This window comes from Thalassotalea ganghwensis (assembly GCF_053485795.1).
On record NZ_JBQRUM010000003.1, the window covers coordinates 157192 to 178205 of the forward strand.

Sequence of the window (21014 nt, forward strand, 5' to 3'; positions counted from 1 at the left end):
ATATAAAAGATCAAAAAAATAACGCTAGGTAAAGTGTATACCCCTTTATTTATCAGGGGTATAGTTAACCAAAGCTCTGCATTTTATCGGTTTCTTGCTAATTCTTATACAAAGCTGAGGTTAAGTTGGTTTAACGTAATGCTTGCTTGAGCTCACCTAAAAATGGTTCAAAATTACGCCATTGATCTAACCCCTTTTTAGAGATAGGTTGACGCACTTGTTCAGCGCTAGGGGTATGAATGTTTCGTTTGGTTTTGTAAAACTCAAGACAGTTTTGTTCAAATGGTACTTGGCAATAGTCAAGAATACGCTTAACTTGCGCCTCGAAATCATTAACGAGTTCTTCGTGTTGAACTCGCAATATTTGATTGGGAAGGACTTGCTCCCAGTGATCCATTAAGCGCAGATAATCTTTATAATATCTTCCGATATCCGTAAGGCCATAGCTAAAATCTTGCCCTTCACCAAATAATTGTTTAAAGCCACTAAAACAGCACGCCATTGGCTCACGTCGGGCATCGATAATCTTGGCATTAGGAAGAATTAACTTAATTAATCCGATATGAATAAAATTATTTGGCATTTTATCAATGAACAAAGGGGCATTTTGCCGATATACTTGCGTGTCATTTATATACATTTCGCCAAGTTGGCGAAGCTGTTGTTCGCTCAGCTCAGATAAGTTTTTAGGGTATTGAGGTTCTCCACTTACGATTCGCCCGCGAAGTTTTAACGCTAAGCCTAAAATATTATGCAGCTCCATGGTGCCATCGATACGCGAGTGTGATGCTAATATTTGCTCTAGTAATGTTGATCCCGCGCGTGGTAAGCCGACAATAAATATTGGATCTGCAGCTTTTGCTCCAGCGTGTTTCTGCTGCTGAAAAAGTTCCGGTGTGCAATAACGGATTTGTTGGTTAATTAATTCGGTTGATTTATCTGCTTGGTAATTTAATTGCTGCTTTTTTTGTGCATTTCCTTGTTGATAGTATTTAAAGGCGCGTTGATAATCTTGACGATCTTCAAAAGCTTTACCTAATGAAAATGCAATATGAATACTGTCTTCAACTGCAATATCAGGTTGTTGCAGTACTTTTTCCATATTGGTAAGTTCGGCATCACTAAAGTGATAAGTTTTGATATTTGCCAAGCTCCAATATGCATCACCATAATCATGCTTCAGTTGATACGCCTGTTGATAGGCTTTGGTCGCTTCTTCTATCTCGCCAGCGGTTTTAAAGGTATGACCAAGCTGAACATAAATACCGCTTCGTTTGGGTTGTTCTTCAATGATGGTTTGATAAATCGCTTTTCCAGAATCAATTCTACCTAGGCTGACATAGCAATGGGCTAATGTCGCTTTAACTGTGGTTGCTGTTGAAGTGTTAACATCAAAGGTTTTCAAATACTCTTCGGCGTGTTTAGCAGCTAGCTTGAATTTTCCTAACCGGTTAAGCACATTGATATATAATGCTTTTGCATGTTCATTTTTCGGATAAAGGGTGACACAGCTTTCTAATAAAAACTCTGCGTCATCAAATACTTTTAATTGCAAGCCTATTTCAGCTAATAAACACATGGCATCGGCTTGGTGCTTATGTTTTTGCAAGAATGTACGGCATACATGCTCCGCTTTATGCAGTTTTCCTTCATACATTAAATCCATGGCGCCTAATACTGGCGCTGGCAAAGCTTTTAATTGAGCAAGTTGTTGTTGAGCTGCAGCGTAGCTTGGGTGCTGCTGTGCGTGAAATAACTCAACAATTTTTTGCCATGAAGCAATAAGTGCAGGGTTGTGCTCTACGGCTTTATGAAAAGCGATAAGTGCTTGATCTATTTGCTCTTCGGCAAGTTGGCAATAGCCCCGCTCCTGAAAGGCTCGGCCATTATTTGCTTGCAAGACTAACAGTTGATCATGTACTTGGTAGGCATCCTGATACCTTGCAAGATAGCGTAATGCGACCGCTTTCATATAAAGTAATTCTAATTTTTCTTCTGCTGGTAAATTTGCTTGCTCAAGTAATTGGCTTGCCTGCGTTTCTGCCGGCGCAAATAGCCCCGATTTTAATAGGGTTGTTAATTCTTTAAGCGCATTTTCTTGCGTTTTCGACATAGGTGGACAACGTAGTTAACTGGTTAATAAACAAAAAAATCAGTCAACCAAGATGAGGCTTTCTCGGCTGACTGATCTTAGGCTATCGATCAAACACTTGATTTACAAGATGTCGTATGAAAAACGAATACCTATGGTTCTTGGTCTATTGGTAACCACTTTTGGTGTAAACTGCTGTTCATCAATATAAAGTTGAGCTCGTTTATCGAACAGGTTGTCGATATATAGCTCAGCTTTCCATTCAGCATTGGTAACACCAAAAGCTATATTTGCAAGAGAGTAGGATTTGGCCACATAACGCCCACCAGCAAAGGCATTACCGTTTCTATCGTTAAATTCTACACCTTGATAATGACTTGCCGAAATCTCTTGTTCAATTTCTAGACCGGTTCCTGTGCCATACACCAGATGATGGGTATCTTCAGAAACGTAGGCATTGGCAAACATTCCTGATAAACGATCACCTGTGTAAGCTATTGAGGCGTTAACATAGCCTTCCCAGCCATTTTCTAATTCATAGAAATAACGTGCTCTAATATTGCCAGAAAAATCTGCCGAGTAGGGCAAGGCACTGCCAACAGGAGCTGATAGATTCACCATCGTATCATTGAGCTCGGTGATCTCTGTATCAAGCAAACTAAATGCTGCGCTAATAACTAAGTTATCAGTCGCCAGCCACATAATATCGGTATCAATCCCTTTAATCTCGGCGGTACCCACATTATCGGTGAAGTAGAAGAAGGCAATATTGGTTGGGTCAAAGCGTGACGTTTGTAAGTCGTTAATCTCAGAACTGTATGCAGTTGAATTAACGCGAAGGACATGGTCAAAAAAGTCCGCTTTCATACCTAGCTCATAGTTTTCCAAGGTATCGGTTAGTGAATAAACGGGAATGCGATACCCTTCAAATGCGGAACCTGGTGTTTGGTTACTGGCTAATTGCGCGCCGGTCCTTGCTGTCACTGGCGGTCTAAAACCTTCAGAATAGTTGGCAAAGAACATGACATTTTCAGTGGCTTGCCAATTAATTGATAACCTGAAAATGGTATCATCTACTTTAAGTACACCATCAGAATTTAATAAGTCGTTTTCCAGTTGACCTGAAGCAATAGCATCAAGCACGGCTTGGCCTTGATCGCCATACCAATCTAGAATGTCTTGGTCTGAGCCACCTAAAGCACGAATTTGCTTGGTGACTCCGCCGTCATTGGCGCTCGTCGTTGCACCAGTATAGATATCTTCTATTTCATACCAACGTGCCCCGATACTTGCGGTGACAGTGTCGGTTAGGTCGTATTCAAATTGGCCAAATACCGCGATCTGATTAATTTCGTGGGTCACATCATTAACAAAACTGACTTCTTGAGGAAATGGTGTGCCGTCATTATTGGTTCCTTCACCAGTTACGGTAACGCCATCTGGGCCCCAGACTCCGTTAGGGAATTTGCCAGAAGAACCAAGTTCAAATTGGCCAATGGTACCCAGTTCTTGTTCATCAAAGTAAATCCCAGCGGTGATTCGCCACTTTTTCTCTGCAGAGGTGTTAAAGCGCAGTTCTTGAGTAAAACGTTTTACTTTCGTGTCTTCTTTATAATATCCACTTGGGTCGTAGCATTTTTGTTCACTTGGCTCGGCCGCATAAGTACAGGCGTAGTAAGTCGCAAAAACACCACCATTGGTATAGCCGGTGTAATCGACGGTAGCATCAATTTGTCTATCCAGATAACCACCCGCATAAACAATATCTAATTGATTCATTCGACCTTCAAGTGTCCAAGTGGTTAACCCAAAGGTATCTTGATTGGTTTCTGGTACATAACGACTAGTGCTTTCTTCATCGTCATAAGAAGGGTCGTAGGCAAACACCCCTTCACTTTCTAGCGACTGTGCGGTGTGTTGTACTAAGAATTTCCAGTCATCATTGATTAAATAAGAGAGACCAAAGCGAGCGCCTGCGTAGGTAGCATCATTAAAGTTATCTTCAACGAGATCACCATTTAATGGCGCGACAGTATCGGTATTAGCAGGATCGGCTAGCTTGCCCCAGCCTGGGGCTATGCGGTCTAAATGAACTGGGCTACCAATATAGCCGCCTTCGCCAGGTATACTCTCTACATTGTCAATCCATCCACCTTGGTGATCTGAGTATGCGGCAACACGAAATGCCAACTCGTCTGTTAAAGGTAAATTAATATAGCCTTCTACCGCATTACTAATATCACCACCTTTAGTAAAACCGGTGTTGATATCAAATCCCGCTTCAAAACCATAATGCTCAGGCTTTTTAGAGATAAGTCTTACCGTACCTGCTTGCGAACTTGCACCAAATAAGGTGCCTTGTGGCCCAGGTAGGACCTCGACACGCTCGATATCTGTAGCATAGATATCTAAGTTACGTCCTTGCATTGAGACTGGTTGCTCGTCTAAATAAATCGCAACCGAGGGTTGTAACGCTTGCACAGATGAAACGGCAATGCCTGTTTGGCTAGTCGCTGCACCGCGAATGTACACTTCATTTTGACCAGGGCCGGTACCTTGGAAAACCACATTGGGAAGAAATTCGACATAATCTTGAAAGTTATCAATGCCCAAGTTTTCCATGGCATCACCACTTAATGCAGACACTGCTACCGGTACTTCTTGAATACTTTGAACACGTTTGGTTGCTGTGACTTCAATGGTTTCAATTTTACTGGCTTTTTCTTCGGGAGCTTCAGCCAGAACGGAAGCAGAGGTTAGTGTGCCGATAGCATAGGCAATCGCTTGTGCAACTCGGTTTGTTTGATACATGGGTCACCCTTTTTTGTTTTAATACGAATTATTAATGTTGTGCTTTATCTATCTTTAATTGATTGAATTGTAATTAGTTTAACGTACTTCTGAAAAACAAACCAAAAAAAAGCTAATAAAATTTGATTTTTCATCAATATATGTCGGGTCTTTTGATGGTTTAGGATTTTTTGGTGCTATCAATATAATTCGTATTCGACTATTATTGAGGTGTTTTTAATAAGATGTATTCTAATGATTTGGGCGGAATGTTGTGACAGAGGTAAACTCAAAATTAAATAAAAAAGTATTTATTAGTGCATCAGTGATGATCATTATTTTACTTGTTTTTACCGCACTTAGCCCTGAGACGGCCAACCAATTGTTTTCAGATAGCCAAGCACTAATTGTTAATAATGGCAGCTGGTTTTATGTGCTAACGGTAGCGGCTATTCTCGTTTTTGTGATTTACTTGGGTTTTTCGAGTTATGGTGATATTAAACTCGGCCCTGATCATGCTCTACCTGATTATTCCTATTCAACCTGGTTATCGATGCTTTTTGCCGCTGGTATGGGGATAGGGTTAATGTTTTTTGGTGTTGCAGAGCCGTTAATGCATTATCTAGCGCCGCCAACGGCAGATAAAGGCACACTAGCAGCAGTTAAAGAAGCAATGAAAATTACGTTTTTCCATTGGGGTGTTCATGCGTGGGCAATCTATGCCATTGTCGCACTGATTTTAGCATATTTTAGTTATCGCCAGCAGTTACCGCTTACGTTACGCTCTGCATTATATCCTCTAATTGGTGAGAAAATTTATGGATGGCACGGCCATATTGTTGATATTTTCGCGGTAGTAGGCACTGTTTTTGGCGTTGCAACCTCTCTAGGGTTAGGCGCATCACAGGTTAACTCAGGGCTTGAGTATTTGTTTGAACTTGATGTTTCGACGATAAATCAAATTATTATTATGGTAGCCATCGTTGCATTGGCTTCCGTTTCTGTTGCCACTGGCTTAGACAAGGGAATTCGTCGCCTATCAGAAGCCAATATGATCTTAGCAATTGCCTTGCTATTACTGGTTTTTATTCTAGGGCCGAGCGTCTTTTTGTTGCAAGCTTATGTGCAAAATTTAGGCGCTTATTTATCTGATATTGTTCGCAATACTTTTAATTTGTTTGCATACAGTAAAACCGACTGGATTGGCGGTTGGACAATTTTTTATTGGGGCTGGTGGTTAGCATGGGCACCGTTTGTCGGGTTATTTATTGCAAGGATTTCTCGAGGGCGTACCATCAGAGAGTTCATATTTGGCGTCATGTTAATACCAACAGCTTTTACCCTGTTATGGATGACGATATTTGGTAATAGCGCTATCTCACTGGTGCACGACCTCGGGATTACAGCACTAGGTGACATGGTCAATGATAATACCTCGGTTGCTTTATTCGTTTTTCTCGAAAACTTTCCGTATGCGAAAGTATTGTCGTTTATTTCTGTCTTAATGATAGTGATTTTCTTTGTCACTTCTTGTGATTCTGGTGCAATGGTCATTGATATGTTGTGCTCACATGGTAACAGTGATACACCGCTTTGGCAGAGACTTTACTGGGCGATTGGCGTAGGTGTCGTTGCGATTATTTTAACATTAGCGGGTGGGTTAGGCGCACTGCAAACCATGACAATTGCTAGTGCTTTGCCTTTTGCGATTATTTTGCTGATCGCAATCACTGGGTTAATGAAAGCGCTCAAGGTTGAAGAAGCGAAAAAAATTAGCCATTTAGTGCAAAGTTTACCGCACACGCCTAATGAAGGGAAAGAAGATTGGCGAGAGCGTTTGCATAACATTATTGAGTTTCCCAATAAAGCCAATGTGCGTGCGTTTATTGGCAAAACGGTTGAACCTGCCTTAACTGAACTGGTTGAGCAGTTTAATCAAAATGGCTTGAGCGCCACTCTTGAAGTGCAGACGCAACTGGTTCAACTGAAAGTAAATCACGGTAATGAACATGATTTTATTTATGCCGTTCATATAAAAGAGCACATTCAACCCGACTTCTCGCCGGTGGATACAGAGCAGGCAAAAGAAGACGATGAGCTTGAACAAAATTACTATCGGGCAGAAGTTCATCTAGCTGAAGGTGGCCAAGACTATGACATTATGAGTTGGTCAAAACATGCGGTGATCAATGATGCAATCGATCAATACCATAAACATCTGCATTTCTTACATCTACTGAGGTAATTTTCTCAGCGTTGGCGATTGCATGGCAGAAGACCTTTCGAGCAATGGCTAATTATAAAACTAGCGGCATTAGCATGTTCTCATTTTAACCGTTCCAGTAACGCTAATGCTGCTTGGTTTTTATCAGTGTTATGCGCTGTTGCATAAAAAATTCTAAGGCTAATCGACCTTAAATCTTCCTTTTTGTCAAAATTTTGAGAGAAAAAATTTCTTTTACACTCTTGAATTTTTAATGCTCAATCCCTATCAAAAAAACGTTCGTTAGATATTTTGTTTTTTTAGGGAATGTTCCCGGCAACCATGGAGAATTAAACAATGTATACCTCGAATGTACCTATCATGCAGGCTAGTGGTATGTTTATTAATAATTTACCTAAGCTTAATTTCTCTCACAATATTCAAAAAATACCCAGCAATTATTAATTAGTTCGGAGCACGACCATGTTAAATGTGAGTCAGTTAACTCGCAGCTATGGTGACTTCGTAGCTGTCGATAATGTGAGTTTTTCAATTAAAAAAGGCGAAATCATTGGTCTTCTAGGGCATAACGGTGCCGGTAAAACCACCATTATGAAGATGATCAGTGGCTATTTAGAAGCGGATCACGGAGAAGTTACTCTCGATGATATTGCCTTATCTTCTCACCCTAAGTTATTGCAAAAACATTTAGGGTATTTACCAGAGAATTTACCAGTCTATCCAGAAATGACTGTTGCAGAGTATCTCGATTATGCTGCTGATTTAAAAGGCTTAGATGCGAATGACAAACGAGATGAAATCAAAAGGGTGATCAAGGCAACCGATATAGAAGCAAAATTGCTTGCGCCAATTCAAACGCTTTCTCGAGGATACAAACAGCGCGTTGGTGTTGCTCAAGCCATTTTAGGAAAACCTAAACTGCTCATTTTGGATGAGCCCACTAATGGTCTTGATCCTAAACAAACCCAACATATGCGCGCACTCATTAAAGATATTGCACAACAAGCAACGGTCATTTTGTCGACCCACATCATGCAAGAAGTCAATGCCTTGTGTAATCGAGTCTTGATTATAAAAGCAGGTAAATTGTTGGTTGATGAAAAGCTAGAAGCGTTAAAGAACAGCAAACATATTATGGTAAAAACTGATTGTCAGGATTCGAAAGTATTCGAAGCAATATCCGGAGTCAGCGAGGTGAGTAAGGTCGATGATACATCATGGCAGCTCGAGGTAACTAAGCATGAATTTATCAACTCTATTAGTGCTGATATTAGCCAAAGTTTGATTAATCAAGGCTTTAAATTATTTGCGTTATATCCAGAAAAACGTGATTTAGAAAGTTTATTCCAACAACTAAACGAGCAAAATGTTGTCTCTGAGGAGGTCGCCAATGCAGCCTAATCATTCAGCGCAGTCTACTATTTGGCGAATTGCACAAAAAGAAGTTGGCTTATTCTTTACCTCGCCAGTCGCCTATCTGTTTTTAAGTGTTTTTATTGCAACTACTTTATTTGTATTTTTTTGGGGAGAAGCGTTTTTCTCTCGCAACATTGCTGATGTGCGTCCAATGTTCGAATGGATGCCAGTACTACTGATTTTCTTGTGCTCAACATTAACCATGAAATTGTGGAGTGAGGAACGAAGAACAGGCACCATTGAATATGTCCATACCTTGTCTGTACCCTTGTGGCATTTTGTCGTTGGTAAATTTGTAGGTTGCTTAGTGTTACTTGCTTTAGCGCTGTTACTTACCTTGCCGTTACCGATCACAGTGAGCGTGTTAGGTAGCTTAGATTGGGGGCCGGTTTTGTCGGGATACTTGGCAGTATTGCTTTTAGGGGCCGCTTATCTCAGTATTGGTTTGGCGGTTTCTGCTAAAAGCGATAACCCAATTGTCAGCTTAATTGTCGCTGCAGCAATATGTGGTGCGTTTTATGCGATAGGTACACCAGCCTTGACCGACTTCTTTGGTCATCAAAGTGCTGAGTTACTGAGACAATTAGGCACAGGGTCGCGCTTTGATGATATCACTCGGGGCGTGCTCGATGTGCGAGATTTGTATTATTATTTATCGTTGGTTTTGGTCTTCCTTGTGCTTAATACCTTGTTTTTAGAACAAGAGCGTTGGATAAGCGAGCGAGGCAATGTTCGTCACAAAAAATGGCACGCATTAGCAGCTTTAGGTATCGCTAATGCGTTGGTGGCTAATTTATGGTTGGGGCAATTACCACAACTTCGCTGGGATTCAACTGAAGGTAAGCAATATTCAATTTCTGATGCGACCAAAGGCTACTTAGCGCAAATTCAAGAGCCGCTATTAATTCGTGGCTATTTTAGTGAGAAAACTCATCCGTTGTTGGCGCCATTGGTTCCTCAAATCAAAGATTTGTTGCAAGAATATCAAGTCGTGAGTGACGGGCAAGTGCGAGTAGAGTTCATCGACCCTCAGCAACATCCCGAGCTGGAAGAGGAAGCGAATAGCAAATACGCGATTAAACCGATGCCGTTTCAAGTGGCGGACCGTTATCAAGCGTCTATTGTCAGTTCTTACTTCAATGTACTGGTGCAATATGGCGATGAATACAAGGTGCTAGGCTTTAGAGACCTAATCGAGGTTAATGCCCGTGCGGAAGCGGATGTAGACGTTTTGCTTCGTAATCCAGAGCACGACATCACTCGCGCGATTAAATCTGTGCTGCAAAGTTACCAAAGCGCAGGGAACTTGTTTGATACGGTAAAAGACAACTTAACCTTCACTGGCTATATTTCTGCAGACGTTAAGCTACCAGAGCAATTGGTTGATTTTAAAAATGAACTCAGCCGCGTTGTTCAACAGGTGAGTGAAAAAGCACAAGGTAAGCTAACGGTAGAGTTTGTTGAACCTGAAGCCAATAATGGTGCGATAGCCAAAAAAATCGCCGAGGATTATGGCTTTCAACCGATGGCGACTAGCTTGCTGTCACAAGATTCGTTTTATTTTTACATGACGTTATCTTTGGCAGATCAAGTTGTGCAAATTCCATTAGATGATTTTAGTGAAGCCGCATTTGAGCGTAATTTAGATGCCGCGATTAAACGTTTTGCAACAGGCTTTACAAAAACTGTGGCATTAGTTGCGCCACAGCGTTCACCTTATGGTGGTTATGGTATGCCAAACGCGCAATTTAGTCAGCTAGAGAGTTTATTGGGTGCTGAGTTAAACATTCAACGAGAAGATTTGTCGGATGGTTCGGTATCTGGTGATGCTGATATATTGTTGTTATTGGCTCCAAAGGAATTGGATGAGAAGCAAGTGTTTGCAGTTGATCAATTCTTAATGAAGGGAGGTACCGTTGTTGCTGCAACATCACCTTACAGTGTTAATTTAACCAACCGCAGTTTGTCAATGTCGCCGGTGAACAGTGGGTTGCAAGATTGGTTAAGTCACCATGGGCTAACGATTGATAACAGTCTGGTGATGGATCCAAGCAATGCCGCTTTCCCATTACCTGTTACTCGCAACCTAGGGGGCTTTCAGGTTCAAGAAATGCGCATGCTTGACTACCCCTATTTTATTGACATCCGAACGGGTCTAAACCAAGAGAATTTAATTACTTCTGAACTGCCGCAATTAACGATGGCATGGGCGTCTCCCATCACGGTTAATGGTGTAAATGGTGCTGATTTCAATAGCGCAAGTCAAAGCGGAACGATTGATTTTACCCCGTTATTACAGAGCTCTGATCAAGCATGGACATCGTCTACCTTGGATGTCATGCCAAAAGTGGATGCGCAAGGGCAAGCAAGCTACCTAGCAGAAGGTGAAACCGGTCAGCATTTACTCGGTGTTATTGCACAAGGCCGATTTAGTTCTTATTTCGCTGATAAATCATCGCCATTGTTGTCAGCCACTCAAGAGAGTGAAACAGCAGAGAAAGACGAGGAGGCCAGTGAAACTGCGCAAAATGAGGCGCTAGATATTGGAAGTGTTATTAAGCATTCGAGTGACAGTGCGCGAATTATCTTGTTTAGCTCAAATGATTTTCTGCAAGATCAAGTGATGCAACTTAGTGGCGGTGTCACACAAGATCAGTACCTAAATGGTGTTCAGTTAATTGCTAATGCCATTGATTGGTCATTAGAGGATCGAGCATTGATGAGTATTCGTGCGCGAGGTAATTTTAACCGTACCATGCCACCAATGGAGCATAGCGAGCAATTATTCTGGGAGTATAGCAACTATGGAGCAGCGCTATTGATGATTGTTATGTTGGCGGTTTGGCAACGCCAACGTCAAAAAGCTAAACAACGTCATTATTTATCGTGGCTGGCACAGTAGGAGAGTAAAAATGACTAAACCTGTAACAATATTGACGGCGTTATTAGTAACACAGCTGATTATCGCTGCATTGTTAACAATACCATCGTCCAACAAGGATCAAGCGGTCGCTAGCGTATTATTAGCAGTGGATAAAACCAAGTTAACGGCGGTCACGATTAGCACCACTAATCAAACACTTACTTTGGAAAAGTCGGCTGATGATTGGCAATTGCAATCTCAGCCAAGCTTGCCTTTGGTTGCTAGCAAAGTCAAAACGCTCATTGATTCGTTAACGGCAAAGCAAGTGACTTGGCCGATCACCACGACTGAAAGCAGCCATCAGCGCTTTAAAGTATCGGAAGATAACTTTGAGAAAAAAATTAGTTATCTGGATGAGTCAGGAGAATCGCAAACCCTTTATCTGGGAAGTTCGCCAAGTTATAAGCAGCTATACGTTAGACGAGATGATGACGATGCCGTATATGTCATTGAGTTTAATAGCTTTGAACTGGGGGTAACACCAGAACAGTGGTTTAATCGCAACCTATTGGCACTAAATGATATTAGCGCGGTTAGTTCAGCTAAGTTAGCGCTTGAAAAAGTTGACGATGAGTGGCAATTTTCTTCCGTAATCGCAAGCGCTGAACAACCAGCAATTGATGGTCAACAAGTTAGTGAATATGTTGAACGTTTTAATCGTTTATCGGTAACTGAAATTGCGGCTGTTGATGCGACGCAGTTGACTGATATCGAGACGATCAAAGTCACTGATAGTGAAGGTCGCACTTTCAATTATCAATTTGCTCAGCAAGATGAACATTATTTGGTTAAACGTGATGATATAGCGCCATGGTTTACGTTAACTGAACCACTTTACCAGCAGATTGTTGATGTCTCTTTTGATTCATTTTATCAAGAAAATGTTGCAAAAGTGACAGAAGAAGAAGGAGATGAGACATCAAATCAAACCGTAAATGATGATTCAACTCGTGAAATAGATTCTGCACAAAGCGAGGACAGTAACAGCGAATAAAAAAACAAAAAAAATTAAAAAAAGGGGTTGGATTTTTTATACCAGCCCCTATTTTAGGAACTGATAATAGCGTGTCGAGGTCTAATACCAATTATCTAAATATTTAGTCAGTTCAGAGCTATGTCAGGGAAATTAGAACAAAGCAAATTGATGCGGGTGTAGCATTCTCCATCAAAGCAATTTGTTAAGTTATCACTTTCCTGACAAGCTCCCAAGGGCGAGTTTAAAAGGCCTATATGCATCGTTATTGATTGTGATAAGGGAATAACCATTACCTACAATCAATGCCTTGCCTCTAAGCCTTTTAATTCTCGCTGAATGATCAAATATTTAAGCTAATTGGTATAACCTACCAATTGACAGCACAAACAGTGCGGTGCGAGATATTGGTAAAAGACTTGACCCATTGAACTTGTTTTATATTGCTTTACAGAGGATATATGATGACTTCAATTAAACGTTCCATCATCAAACCTTTCATTATTTTAGTTGCTGTGGTTGCGGCTTTAGGTGTATCAGCAACAAGCATAAGTAAGCAAAGCCAGCTTGAAAAAGAAACGACGAACCAAGCCCCGTTAGCCACTAAACAAAAGCGGTTGTCTGTAACAGGCAAATCGATTGTTTTACCAACGCCTAAATCAAGTTATGAGCGTAAGTTAAAACGTCAGGTCTTAGCGTTATTACCCGGAGAACGCCATTTTAATCAAAGATTCTTAGCCTATGTGTTAACGGCACCAGTGCGAGCGTAAGGAGGTATTATGTCTACTCAACTTATGCCATTACAAGCTGATAGCACACTAAGTTTTAACGCGTATATGTCTTATGTTCACACCATTCCACTATTGAGTGAACAGCAGGAGCGCGAATTGTTTGAGCGCTTTCATCAACATAATGACCTTGAAGCGGTTCATCAGTTAGTGCTATCGCATTTACGCTTTGTTGCCTATATTGCCCGTAGCTTTAAAGGTTATGGTTTGCCTATTGAAGACTTGGTACAAGAAGGCACCATTGGCCTGATGAAGTCTGTGCGTAAATTTAGTGTGGATGTTGGTGTCCGGTTAACCAGCTTTGCTATTCACTATATTAAATCTGAAATACAAGAGTATGTGATCCGTAACTGGCGTCTAGTTAAAGCAACAACGACCAAAGCTAAACGTAAACTGTTTTTTAATTTACGGCGCTTAAAAGGCAAACAAGAGTGGCTAAGCTATCAAGAAAAGCAACAGGTAGCAGCTACGCTTAAAGTTAACATCGAAGATGTCAGTGATATGGAAAGTCAACTTTATCAAACTGATCTTTCGACGAGTTTGCCTACTCAACAAGACAATGACGGTGATAGTTACTTCGATAAAGAATTGCAAAACGCCTTGGCGGATACCAATATTGAGCAAGTTATCGAAGACGACTTTACTGAAAGAATGTTCACTCAAGCCAAAACGGTGATCGCAAGGTTAGATGAGCGTAGTCGCGACATTTTTACTCAACGTTGGTTGAATGAGGACAAAACAACCCATAAACAATTAGCAGACAAATACGGTATTTCGCAAGAACGAGTGCGTCAGATAGAACAAAAGGCGTTATCTAAGTTAAGAGCTGAACTGGTTGAGCAATAATATCAATAGCGTAAATAACCTCAGCTCTGTATAAGGAATGCATTTCTAACGCCTATTTTACTAAATTCTGCGTTATATTGTTGTGAAATAGCGGGCTATTCCTACAACAATACACCTTGAATTACGTAAAAAGTAGCGCGCTAGAAAGTCACAGCAAAGCTAAGATTTTGATTTTATTGTATTCGAGCTATTTCTTATACAAACCTGAGGCTAAATAGTTTATTGATCCGATATAACGGCCAATCTTATTGATCTTGGCACTTTACTTTCACGTTATACTGTTTTAATTGATTTTATTCATCATGGGAAGTTGTCATGCTAAATTTTAGTTACCAAAATCCAACCACGATCCACTTTGGTCAGGATCAGTACGGACATATTATTAATGAAATTCCTGCCAATGCTAACGTTTTGATGCTTTATGGCACAGGCTCAATTAAAAACAATGGCGTCTATGAGCAGGTAACTAACGCGCTCGCAGGTTATCAATGGTGCGAGTTTTCAGGGATTGAGCCCAACCCAAGCTACGATACCTTGATGCAAGCAGTAGCACTGGTTAAAGCTCAAAATATTGACTACATTCTGGCCGTTGGGGGAGGTTCGGTTGTTGATGGCGCTAAATTTGTTGCTGCGGCGGCAAAATTTCAAGGGGAAGATCCATGGGATATTCTCGCCAAACAAGCCAATTTCAGCGAAGCCTTGCCCATAGGGGCCGTATTGACTTTACCTGCAACAGGTAGTGAATCTAACGGAAATTCAGTCGTTACTCGCGATGGAGATAAGTTAGCGTTTAGTAGTCCAATGGTTAGACCGAAATTTGCGATTTTAGACCCTGCCGTAACCTTGAGCTTATCTGATCGCCAAATTGGTAACGGTGTAGTTGATGCCTTTGTCCATATCGTTGAGCAATACCTCACCTACGATGTCAGTGGTAAAGTACAAGACCAATTTGCCGAAGGCTTGTTAAGGGTGCTGATTGAAGAAGGCCCTAAAGCACTAGCGGCAGAAACCAAAGAAGATTTAAATGTTCGGGCTAATATTATGTGGTCGGCAACGCAAGCACTAAATGGTTTGCTTGGTGCAGGTGTTCCGCAAGATTGGGCGACACATATGATAGGCCATGAACTGACAGGCGCACATGGTATTGATCATGCTCGTACTTTATCCATTGTTTTACCTGCTTTGCTGAAGGTGAAAAAGCAAGCAAAGGCGACGAAGTTGCTTCAATATGCAGAGCGGGTGTGGGGTATTGTTGAAGGAAGTGATGAGCAGCGTATCGACCAAGCGATCGTCAAAACCGAGCAGTTTTTTCAAACCATGCAGGTGCCGATTAGATTATCAGAGGTTAATTTAACAAAGAATGACATTCCCCACTTAATCGATAATTTGACTAGGCATGGCATGGTTAAATTAGGAGAGCATGGCGATATAACCCCAGAAGTGAGTCGAGAAATTCTAACCATGGCACTATGAATTGGTTAACCTTTTATTTCAATTGGTATAAGTCGTTAGCATAGTAGAAAACACAAAAGCCATGTCCGAGAGCATGGCTTTTTCATGATCACCTTAAAGTAATATCTCCAAACCAATTGGTGTAATAAGTAAGCAAGCGCTTACATAACCAAGGCGTTTTAATGGCAAGTTATATGAGCCGGTCATCGATAAACCAAAGAGTGGGCGCAATACGTTGCTGCGGCGAATTACTTCAAAACTTAAATAACACCCTAAAACTGTCAGGCTGATCAGGAGAAGAGGCTCTAACACAGGACCAAGTTGCAAAGACGATAAGTGATACCCGAACACAATAATTAAGGTTTGGTGAAGAATGAAATATGGGTAAACTGCATCGTTAAAGTAACTTAGCTTAGTGGAAGGTTTGTTCCAATACTTTGCTGCTAAAGCAAAAACAGTGAGTGCCCCTAAGACTCTTAACAAACTGTAATTAAATAACCCTAGTGAAATTAACCATTGAGGGTGATTACTGGTGCCGTGGATAACATCTAACCAAACGAGGTTATAAAAGACAGCAAAAACACCATAACCGATAATTAAACTTACCAACAAGATTAAGCCATTACTTTTAACACGTTGCCAAAATAACGGATCCCAACCGATCAGATAACCATAGATCATCAAGGTAAAACCGACAGGATACCTTACTTCATCCATGCCCCAATTTAACTGAATAATAAATAACGGAGTGACAGCAAGGCCAAGCGCAATAATCCCTGGTTGCCTAAACAGCCATTGCATTGAGGCAGTTCCCCAACGGCTGTTTAGCAGAGGAAGTAAGCATAAAATTACTAAAGAGTATTGCCATAGCGAGCGAATAAACCACAAATGGTTTACATCGATATGAGGCCAAATACCATAGTTGTACTTGGCGAAAACTGTCGTGTCAGTGGAGAAAAACTCGCGAAGAAATTGCCAATAGCTCATTGACAAGTCACCATTATAGGTCATTTCAACATAAAGCTGTGGCGGCACGATAACGAGTACACCAAATAATAGGGGCAGCAATAATCGGATACTGCGCATGACAATAAAACGTCCGGCAGATACTTTTGCCATAACAAAACGAATAGCGATGCCGGCGATTACCCAAAGCACTGCCATTCGCCATGGCTCAATGGTCAGCATCACGGTCTCTAGCCATTGTGAACGATAGTCACTTTTTATATGCCATCCCCAGTTTAAGGTGTAAAACATACCAGTGTGGAATAATATTAATAACCCAAATACTGTAATTCTCAGCCAATCTAAATCATAGCGCCTAGCCGGCATATCGATGGTAGAGGGCTTAAAAAGTCGCAGGACATTAGCGAGCAATGAGTGATGTTTATTGAGATACATAATCCTTTTCCAATGCGTTAATATGGGATTATCATCACGGAAAATGGTATTAATTAAATGCCTAAAAGGTTGAAATAACAAAGGTTAGGGATAAGTGGTGGTATAGTGTGATGAAAGTTTTTAAGAATTAATAATACCAACTCCAATAAATACTAAGTCTTTCAGAGCTTGACCAGAAGTTTCATTTCAAGGCAACGAAATGCAGGAATGTTTAACACCTTTCAAATTACGTTAACAAAGAAAAGGAACTTCTGGAAAGCTTCTTTGATGGGGTTATAAAGACTTTTTGCTTTGTTGAATGTACTTGACATAGAATGACTATGCCTGCATACCTTCGCCGCGCTTAAAGCCTTTATAGCACCCACTGAATGATTGAATACTTAATGGAATTGGTATAAGGAACAAACAATAGTGTCACGTCTTGCTCATTTTCAACAATACAAACTTCGCTACGAAGTATTAATGCTGTTTTGTTTTTTCTTTATTAATGCCACGATTATTGCCACTTCGGTGATCATGGAAGCTAAGCGTGATGATAAGCTATTGCCATTTGATTTGTGGGAACCTTTTGTTTGGGAATATACCAGTGGGTTTGCATCGCTGTTGTTATTTCCATTAGTCGCACAACTTTTAAAAAGATACCCTTTCAACTGGCAAGCGATCAAACGCTCACTTGTCGCATATTTTATTGCTTCGATTATTTTTTCGCTTTGTCACGTTGGTTTAATGGTGATATTTCGTGAGTTGATCTATCTACTGATGGCAGGCAATTACGATTTTGGTGATATCGGCTACGAACTGCTATACGAATACCGTAAAGATTTATGGAGCTTTTGCTTTTTTATTGTTCTAATCCAAGCCTATGGCTTTATTGTTAGCCGCCTGCAAGGAGAAGCTAATCCAGTTTCGGAAGGCGAAGAGGCAATCAGTCCGAGTTTTGATCGCCTATTGGTAAAAAAACTAGGCAAAGAGTTTATCCTTAGGGTTGAAGATATCGAGTGGCTTGAATCGTCTGGTAATTATGTCAATTTGCATAGTAAAGGACGGATTTATCCAATGAGAACAACCTTACAAAAATTATCAAAGCAGCTTGAATCAAAAGGTTTTTGTCGTATTCATCGTTCCGCGGCAATTAACATGGATTGTGTTGACTCTATTACGCCACTGCCGAGTGGTGACAGCGAAGTTAAATTAAACACGGGCAAAGTGCTAAATCTTTCAAGGCGTTATAAAGAAGCATTTAAAGAGCTACTCACCTAGCTGATTGTTTAAATAAATACTGAATTTTCGACAATATGAATATTTTATGGAATTGAATGTAGACTTTGATCCAATGCAAGGTCATGTCGACAATATGGACGCCTATCAAGCGCAATTGTCCACTCCACCTTTGAGTAACTGGGTAAATAGCTTTTGGCAGCTTAATGTTCCTCACGGCAGGTTTAACTATCATAGTATTCCGGATAACTGTGTTGACTGGGTGATCAACTTGAATTGCTTCGAAGACAATTTTGTTGTTCGGCCATTTTTAGCGCCGATTGTTTACGAAATTTCTGGGCCCGCGACTTACTTTGGCGTCAGGTTTACCATTCTCGGACATCAAGGACTATGCAGTATTCCAGTCGGTGCATGGGGAAATGACGATGCCATCAACGCTTCTGATATTTTGCCAAGCTTTATTGTTGAAGCAGTATTTGAGCATCTTAATAACACAATATTGTTTGAAGAGCGTTGTCAGCAGGTGTCTCAGGTATTTTCTTCTTATATGTCCGCTCAAGTTTTTGATACAAGGGTGGTACGTTTTATCCAGTATTGTCATCATAATTCGACGTCTAACATTAACCTGTCTAGCGAACAGTGCATGGAGTTTGGTTTATCAAGCAGGCAGCTTCGGCGTTTAAGTCAGCTATATTTAGGTGTGAGCCCGAGAGACTTCGCTAGAGTGATCAGGTTTCAAAGAGCCATTAAGTTGCTTAGAACAGCACCTGATAAAATATCTTGTTACGGGCCATATTATGATCAATCACATTATATTAAAGAGTTTAAAAGACTGTCTGGCATGACACCCAAAAATTTTTGGAAGATGTCCGTTTTGTACAATTCTTCGTAGCATTGTTAAGTCACACTAACTCCTAAGCATACTTATACATTTAGGAGAAAAGTCAATGATTGAGATAGATGCAATGTTTCCAGTAATGGTGTCATCGAAACTGGAAGCAATTAAACTGTTTTATGAGTCATATTTTGGTTTCAATGCGGTTTTTTATGATCCCAATTTTTATTTACATCTGGTTTCACCTAATTCAGGAATTCAGCTTGGATTTTTATCGCCCAACCATCCATCGCAGCCTCAATTTCTTCACTCGTTAATGTCACCTGACGGCTATGTCATCTCATTTGAGGTTAAGAATGCCGCGCTGGCTTATGATCAAGCAAAGAATGTGGGCTTGGACATTGCGATGGAGCTAAAAGAAGAAGTATGGGGGCAAATACATTTTATGGTAACTGATCCTGACGGGTTTAGAATTGATATTGTTCAACACGTCGATTGAGCAAGGAAAGCGTAAAAATAGGAAAACTGCTGCTAGCTGGTATTAAGCAATAGCTATTCAATGAACTTGGTTAATGATTAGTCAAAAAATATCACTAGTGCACTATGCAGAGATTGCCTAAAAGTTAATCTCTGCATATCTTCAAGATAATCACTATTTAATGATATTTCTAATTTTGTTCCACCTAACATCATAGTTTGGTAAAGTCGAAAAGTTGGTCGTTTGACCGCATTTTATTAAGGAGCTTTGGCGTATGATGAGGTTTAGAAAAGCCAATAGTGATGACATCGCGGCAATGTCCCAAATCAGGCTTTCGGTTTCTGAAAATGTTCTTTCAGATCCGAGTTTAGTGACATTACAAATGTATGAAGACTATCTTGAGAAGTTCGGTAGTGGATGGGTTTGTGAGAAAAGTAACCAAATTATAGGTTTTTCATATGCTGATAGAGAAAATTCTTCTATTTGGGCGTTGTTTGTTAAGCCAGAGTTCGAAGGAATTGGCGCAGGTAAGGAGCTAATAAAACTAGCGAGTCAATGGCTGTTTGAACAAGGGGCTGAAAAAATAACCCTAAGCACAGACGCAAATACTAGAGGCGATAAGTTTTATAAATTGCAAGGATGGACTCGAGAAGGACTGAAAGATGAATGCGAGGTTTTTTATTCATTAAGGCGAAATAGTATACGTTAATTCTGTTTATCATCGAAACCCTCTGATATTGGTAAGTAATCTAGATAATAATGAGAAAAACGAGATTAAGAGATTTGCAAGGGTTTGGCCCTAAAAGTGAAGAAATATTAGCAAAGGTTGGTATTCACTCCGTAGAAGAATTCATGGCTATTGACCCATTTGAACTGTATAAGCAGTTAAAATTAACCGTTAAAGGTACTGGATTAAACTCTATTTATGCCATTATTGGTGCGCGAGAAGGAAAGCATTGGCAAGAAATAGCAAAGACTCAAAAGACAGACATATTGTTGAAATTGGATGATATGGGACTAGCGCCGAAATAACCGGTATTATTTACAAGTAGACCTCACGGTCATTCATCTATTAAGGAATAGGGTATGCCTCACTGTATTATAGAGCATTCTAGTGATATCGATGCACAACCGCTTATCGAAAAAGTTTATTTAGGTGCGTTGAACGCTAATTTGTTTGCTGCTGATGGCAGCGATATTAAGCTTAGAACCATGGCCTATGAACATTATCAAACTGGTGAAGAGCGCCAGAGTTTTGTGCATGTTAATGTGCGAATACTTTCTGGCCGTAATCAGCAACAAAAAAGTCATTTGTCAGATTGTGTTATTTCTAAGCTCAAGCTAATAGGCTTACGTGATGCGTCTTTAACTGTTGAGGTTATTGATATCGATCGCGATAGTTATGCAAAAGCCTTGGTCTAATATAACCTCAGCTCTGCATAAGGAATGCATTTCTAACGCCTATTTTTACTTACTTCTGCGTTATATTGTGGTGAAATAGCTGGCTATTCTTACAACAATACGCCTTGAATTAAGTAAAAAGTAGCCAGCTAGAAAATGACAGTGAGTTTAAGTGTT

The 21014-nt window shown here is 40.5% G+C and carries 16 protein-coding genes; 13 read left to right on the forward strand and 3 right to left on the reverse strand.

Annotation, left to right across the window (positions count from 1 at the left end; all coding sequences use genetic code 11):
• Positions 1–130: 130 nt before the first annotated feature.
• Together ACSLUH_RS04270 and ACSLUH_RS04275 are read right to left on the reverse strand one after the other, a co-directional pair.
• Positions 131–2113, reverse strand: a complete 1983-nt coding sequence (locus ACSLUH_RS04270) for a tetratricopeptide repeat-containing sulfotransferase family protein (protein WP_448564947.1) — start codon at positions 2111–2113, stop codon at positions 131–133.
• Positions 2114–2215: 102 nt separating this feature from the next.
• Complete coding sequence (locus ACSLUH_RS04275; protein WP_448564949.1) at positions 2216–4903, reverse strand: TonB-dependent receptor; 2688 nt, start codon at positions 4901–4903, stop codon at positions 2216–2218.
• 253 nt (positions 4904–5156) lie between these two features.
• On the opposite strand from ACSLUH_RS04275, the gene ACSLUH_RS04280 reads away from it, so the two are divergent.
• From ACSLUH_RS04280 to ACSLUH_RS04310, 7 genes are all read left to right on the forward strand, one after another.
• Positions 5157–7127, forward strand: a complete 1971-nt coding sequence (locus ACSLUH_RS04280) for a BCCT family transporter (RefSeq protein WP_448564951.1) — start codon at positions 5157–5159, stop codon at positions 7125–7127.
• 441 nt (positions 7128–7568) lie between these two features.
• Entirely contained in the window at positions 7569–8507 is a 939-nt protein-coding gene (locus ACSLUH_RS04285; protein ID WP_448564953.1) for an ABC transporter ATP-binding protein, read from the forward strand.
• Positions 8497–11424: a Gldg family protein gene (locus ACSLUH_RS04290; RefSeq protein ID WP_448564955.1), complete on the forward strand. Its 2928-nt coding sequence runs from the start codon at positions 8497–8499 to the stop codon at positions 11422–11424. Before ACSLUH_RS04285 ends, ACSLUH_RS04290 begins: the two co-directional genes overlap by 11 nt.
• Positions 11425–11434: 10 nt before the next feature.
• Positions 11435–12439: a DUF4340 domain-containing protein gene (locus ACSLUH_RS04295; protein ID WP_448564957.1), complete on the forward strand. Its 1005-nt coding sequence runs from the start codon at positions 11435–11437 to the stop codon at positions 12437–12439.
• A 440-nt stretch (positions 12440–12879) separates the two neighbouring features.
• A complete protein-coding gene (locus ACSLUH_RS04300) occupies positions 12880–13188 on the forward strand; it encodes a hypothetical protein (RefSeq protein ID WP_448564959.1) in 309 nt (102 codons plus the stop codon).
• A 9-nt stretch (positions 13189–13197) separates the two neighbouring features.
• Positions 13198–14052 (forward strand): RNA polymerase factor sigma-32, encoded by an 855-nt coding sequence (locus ACSLUH_RS04305; protein ID WP_448564961.1) that lies wholly within the window; start codon positions 13198–13200, stop codon positions 14050–14052.
• Positions 14053–14367: 315 nt separating this feature from the next.
• Complete coding sequence (locus ACSLUH_RS04310; RefSeq protein ID WP_448564963.1) at positions 14368–15525, forward strand: iron-containing alcohol dehydrogenase; 1158 nt, start codon at positions 14368–14370, stop codon at positions 15523–15525.
• Between the two features lie 93 nt (positions 15526–15618).
• Here ACSLUH_RS04310 and ACSLUH_RS04315 read toward each other — a convergent pair whose 3' ends face one another.
• A complete protein-coding gene (locus ACSLUH_RS04315) occupies positions 15619–16905 on the reverse strand; it encodes an acyltransferase family protein (RefSeq protein ID WP_448564965.1) in 1287 nt (428 codons plus the stop codon).
• Between the two features lie 462 nt (positions 16906–17367).
• On the opposite strand from ACSLUH_RS04315, the gene ACSLUH_RS04320 reads away from it, so the two are divergent.
• From ACSLUH_RS04320 to ACSLUH_RS04345, 6 genes are all read left to right on the forward strand, one after another.
• On the forward strand, positions 17368–18165 hold the full coding sequence (locus ACSLUH_RS04320; RefSeq protein ID WP_448565219.1) for a LytR/AlgR family response regulator transcription factor: 798 nt from the start codon (positions 17368–17370) through the stop codon (positions 18163–18165).
• Between the two features lie 46 nt (positions 18166–18211).
• The gene (locus ACSLUH_RS04325) at positions 18212–19015 is read left to right on the forward strand and encodes a helix-turn-helix domain-containing protein (protein ID WP_448564967.1); all 804 of its coding nucleotides are present in this window, start codon (positions 18212–18214) and stop codon (positions 19013–19015) included.
• Positions 19016–19070: 55 nt separating this feature from the next.
• On the forward strand, positions 19071–19457 hold the full coding sequence (locus tag ACSLUH_RS04330; protein WP_448564969.1) for a VOC family protein: 387 nt from the start codon (positions 19071–19073) through the stop codon (positions 19455–19457).
• Between the two features lie 253 nt (positions 19458–19710).
• The gene (locus ACSLUH_RS04335) at positions 19711–20145 is read left to right on the forward strand and encodes a GNAT family N-acetyltransferase (RefSeq protein ID WP_448564971.1); all 435 of its coding nucleotides are present in this window, start codon (positions 19711–19713) and stop codon (positions 20143–20145) included.
• A 50-nt stretch (positions 20146–20195) separates the two neighbouring features.
• Positions 20196–20468, forward strand: a complete 273-nt coding sequence (locus ACSLUH_RS04340; RefSeq protein ID WP_448564973.1) for a TfoX/Sxy family DNA transformation protein — start codon at positions 20196–20198, stop codon at positions 20466–20468.
• Between the two features lie 54 nt (positions 20469–20522).
• Positions 20523–20858, forward strand: a complete 336-nt coding sequence (locus ACSLUH_RS04345) for a 5-carboxymethyl-2-hydroxymuconate Delta-isomerase (RefSeq protein ID WP_448564975.1) — start codon at positions 20523–20525, stop codon at positions 20856–20858.
• Positions 20859–21014: the final 156 nt, after the last annotated feature.

Excerpts from the sequence above, each read along its gene's own strand:
- ACSLUH_RS04270 (WP_448564947.1), bottom strand. The coding sequence starts at position 2,113 with ATGTCGAAAACGCAAGAAAATGCGCTTAAAGAATTAACAACCCTATTA.
- ACSLUH_RS04310 (WP_448564963.1), top strand. The coding sequence starts at position 14,368 with ATGCTAAATTTTAGTTACCAAAATCCAACCACGATCCACTTTGGTCAG.
- ACSLUH_RS04285 (WP_448564953.1), top strand. The coding sequence starts at position 7,569 with ATGTTAAATGTGAGTCAGTTAACTCGCAGCTATGGTGACTTCGTAGCT.
- ACSLUH_RS04325 (WP_448564967.1), top strand. The coding sequence starts at position 18,212 with ATGGAATTGAATGTAGACTTTGATCCAATGCAAGGTCATGTCGACAAT.
- ACSLUH_RS04335 (WP_448564971.1), top strand. The coding sequence starts at position 19,711 with ATGATGAGGTTTAGAAAAGCCAATAGTGATGACATCGCGGCAATGTCC.
- ACSLUH_RS04300 (WP_448564959.1), top strand. The coding sequence starts at position 12,880 with ATGATGACTTCAATTAAACGTTCCATCATCAAACCTTTCATTATTTTA.
- ACSLUH_RS04275 (WP_448564949.1), bottom strand. The coding sequence starts at position 4,903 with ATGTATCAAACAAACCGAGTTGCACAAGCGATTGCCTATGCTATCGGC.
- ACSLUH_RS04320 (WP_448565219.1), top strand. The coding sequence starts at position 17,368 with ATGCTGTTTTGTTTTTTCTTTATTAATGCCACGATTATTGCCACTTCG.
- ACSLUH_RS04330 (WP_448564969.1), top strand. The coding sequence starts at position 19,071 with ATGATTGAGATAGATGCAATGTTTCCAGTAATGGTGTCATCGAAACTG.
- ACSLUH_RS04315 (WP_448564965.1), bottom strand. The coding sequence starts at position 16,905 with ATGTATCTCAATAAACATCACTCATTGCTCGCTAATGTCCTGCGACTT.
- ACSLUH_RS04340 (WP_448564973.1), top strand. The coding sequence starts at position 20,196 with ATGAGAAAAACGAGATTAAGAGATTTGCAAGGGTTTGGCCCTAAAAGT.
- ACSLUH_RS04305 (WP_448564961.1), top strand. The coding sequence starts at position 13,198 with ATGTCTACTCAACTTATGCCATTACAAGCTGATAGCACACTAAGTTTT.
- ACSLUH_RS04345 (WP_448564975.1), top strand. The coding sequence starts at position 20,523 with ATGCCTCACTGTATTATAGAGCATTCTAGTGATATCGATGCACAACCG.
- ACSLUH_RS04295 (WP_448564957.1), top strand. The coding sequence starts at position 11,435 with ATGACTAAACCTGTAACAATATTGACGGCGTTATTAGTAACACAGCTG.
- ACSLUH_RS04290 (WP_448564955.1), top strand. The coding sequence starts at position 8,497 with ATGCAGCCTAATCATTCAGCGCAGTCTACTATTTGGCGAATTGCACAA.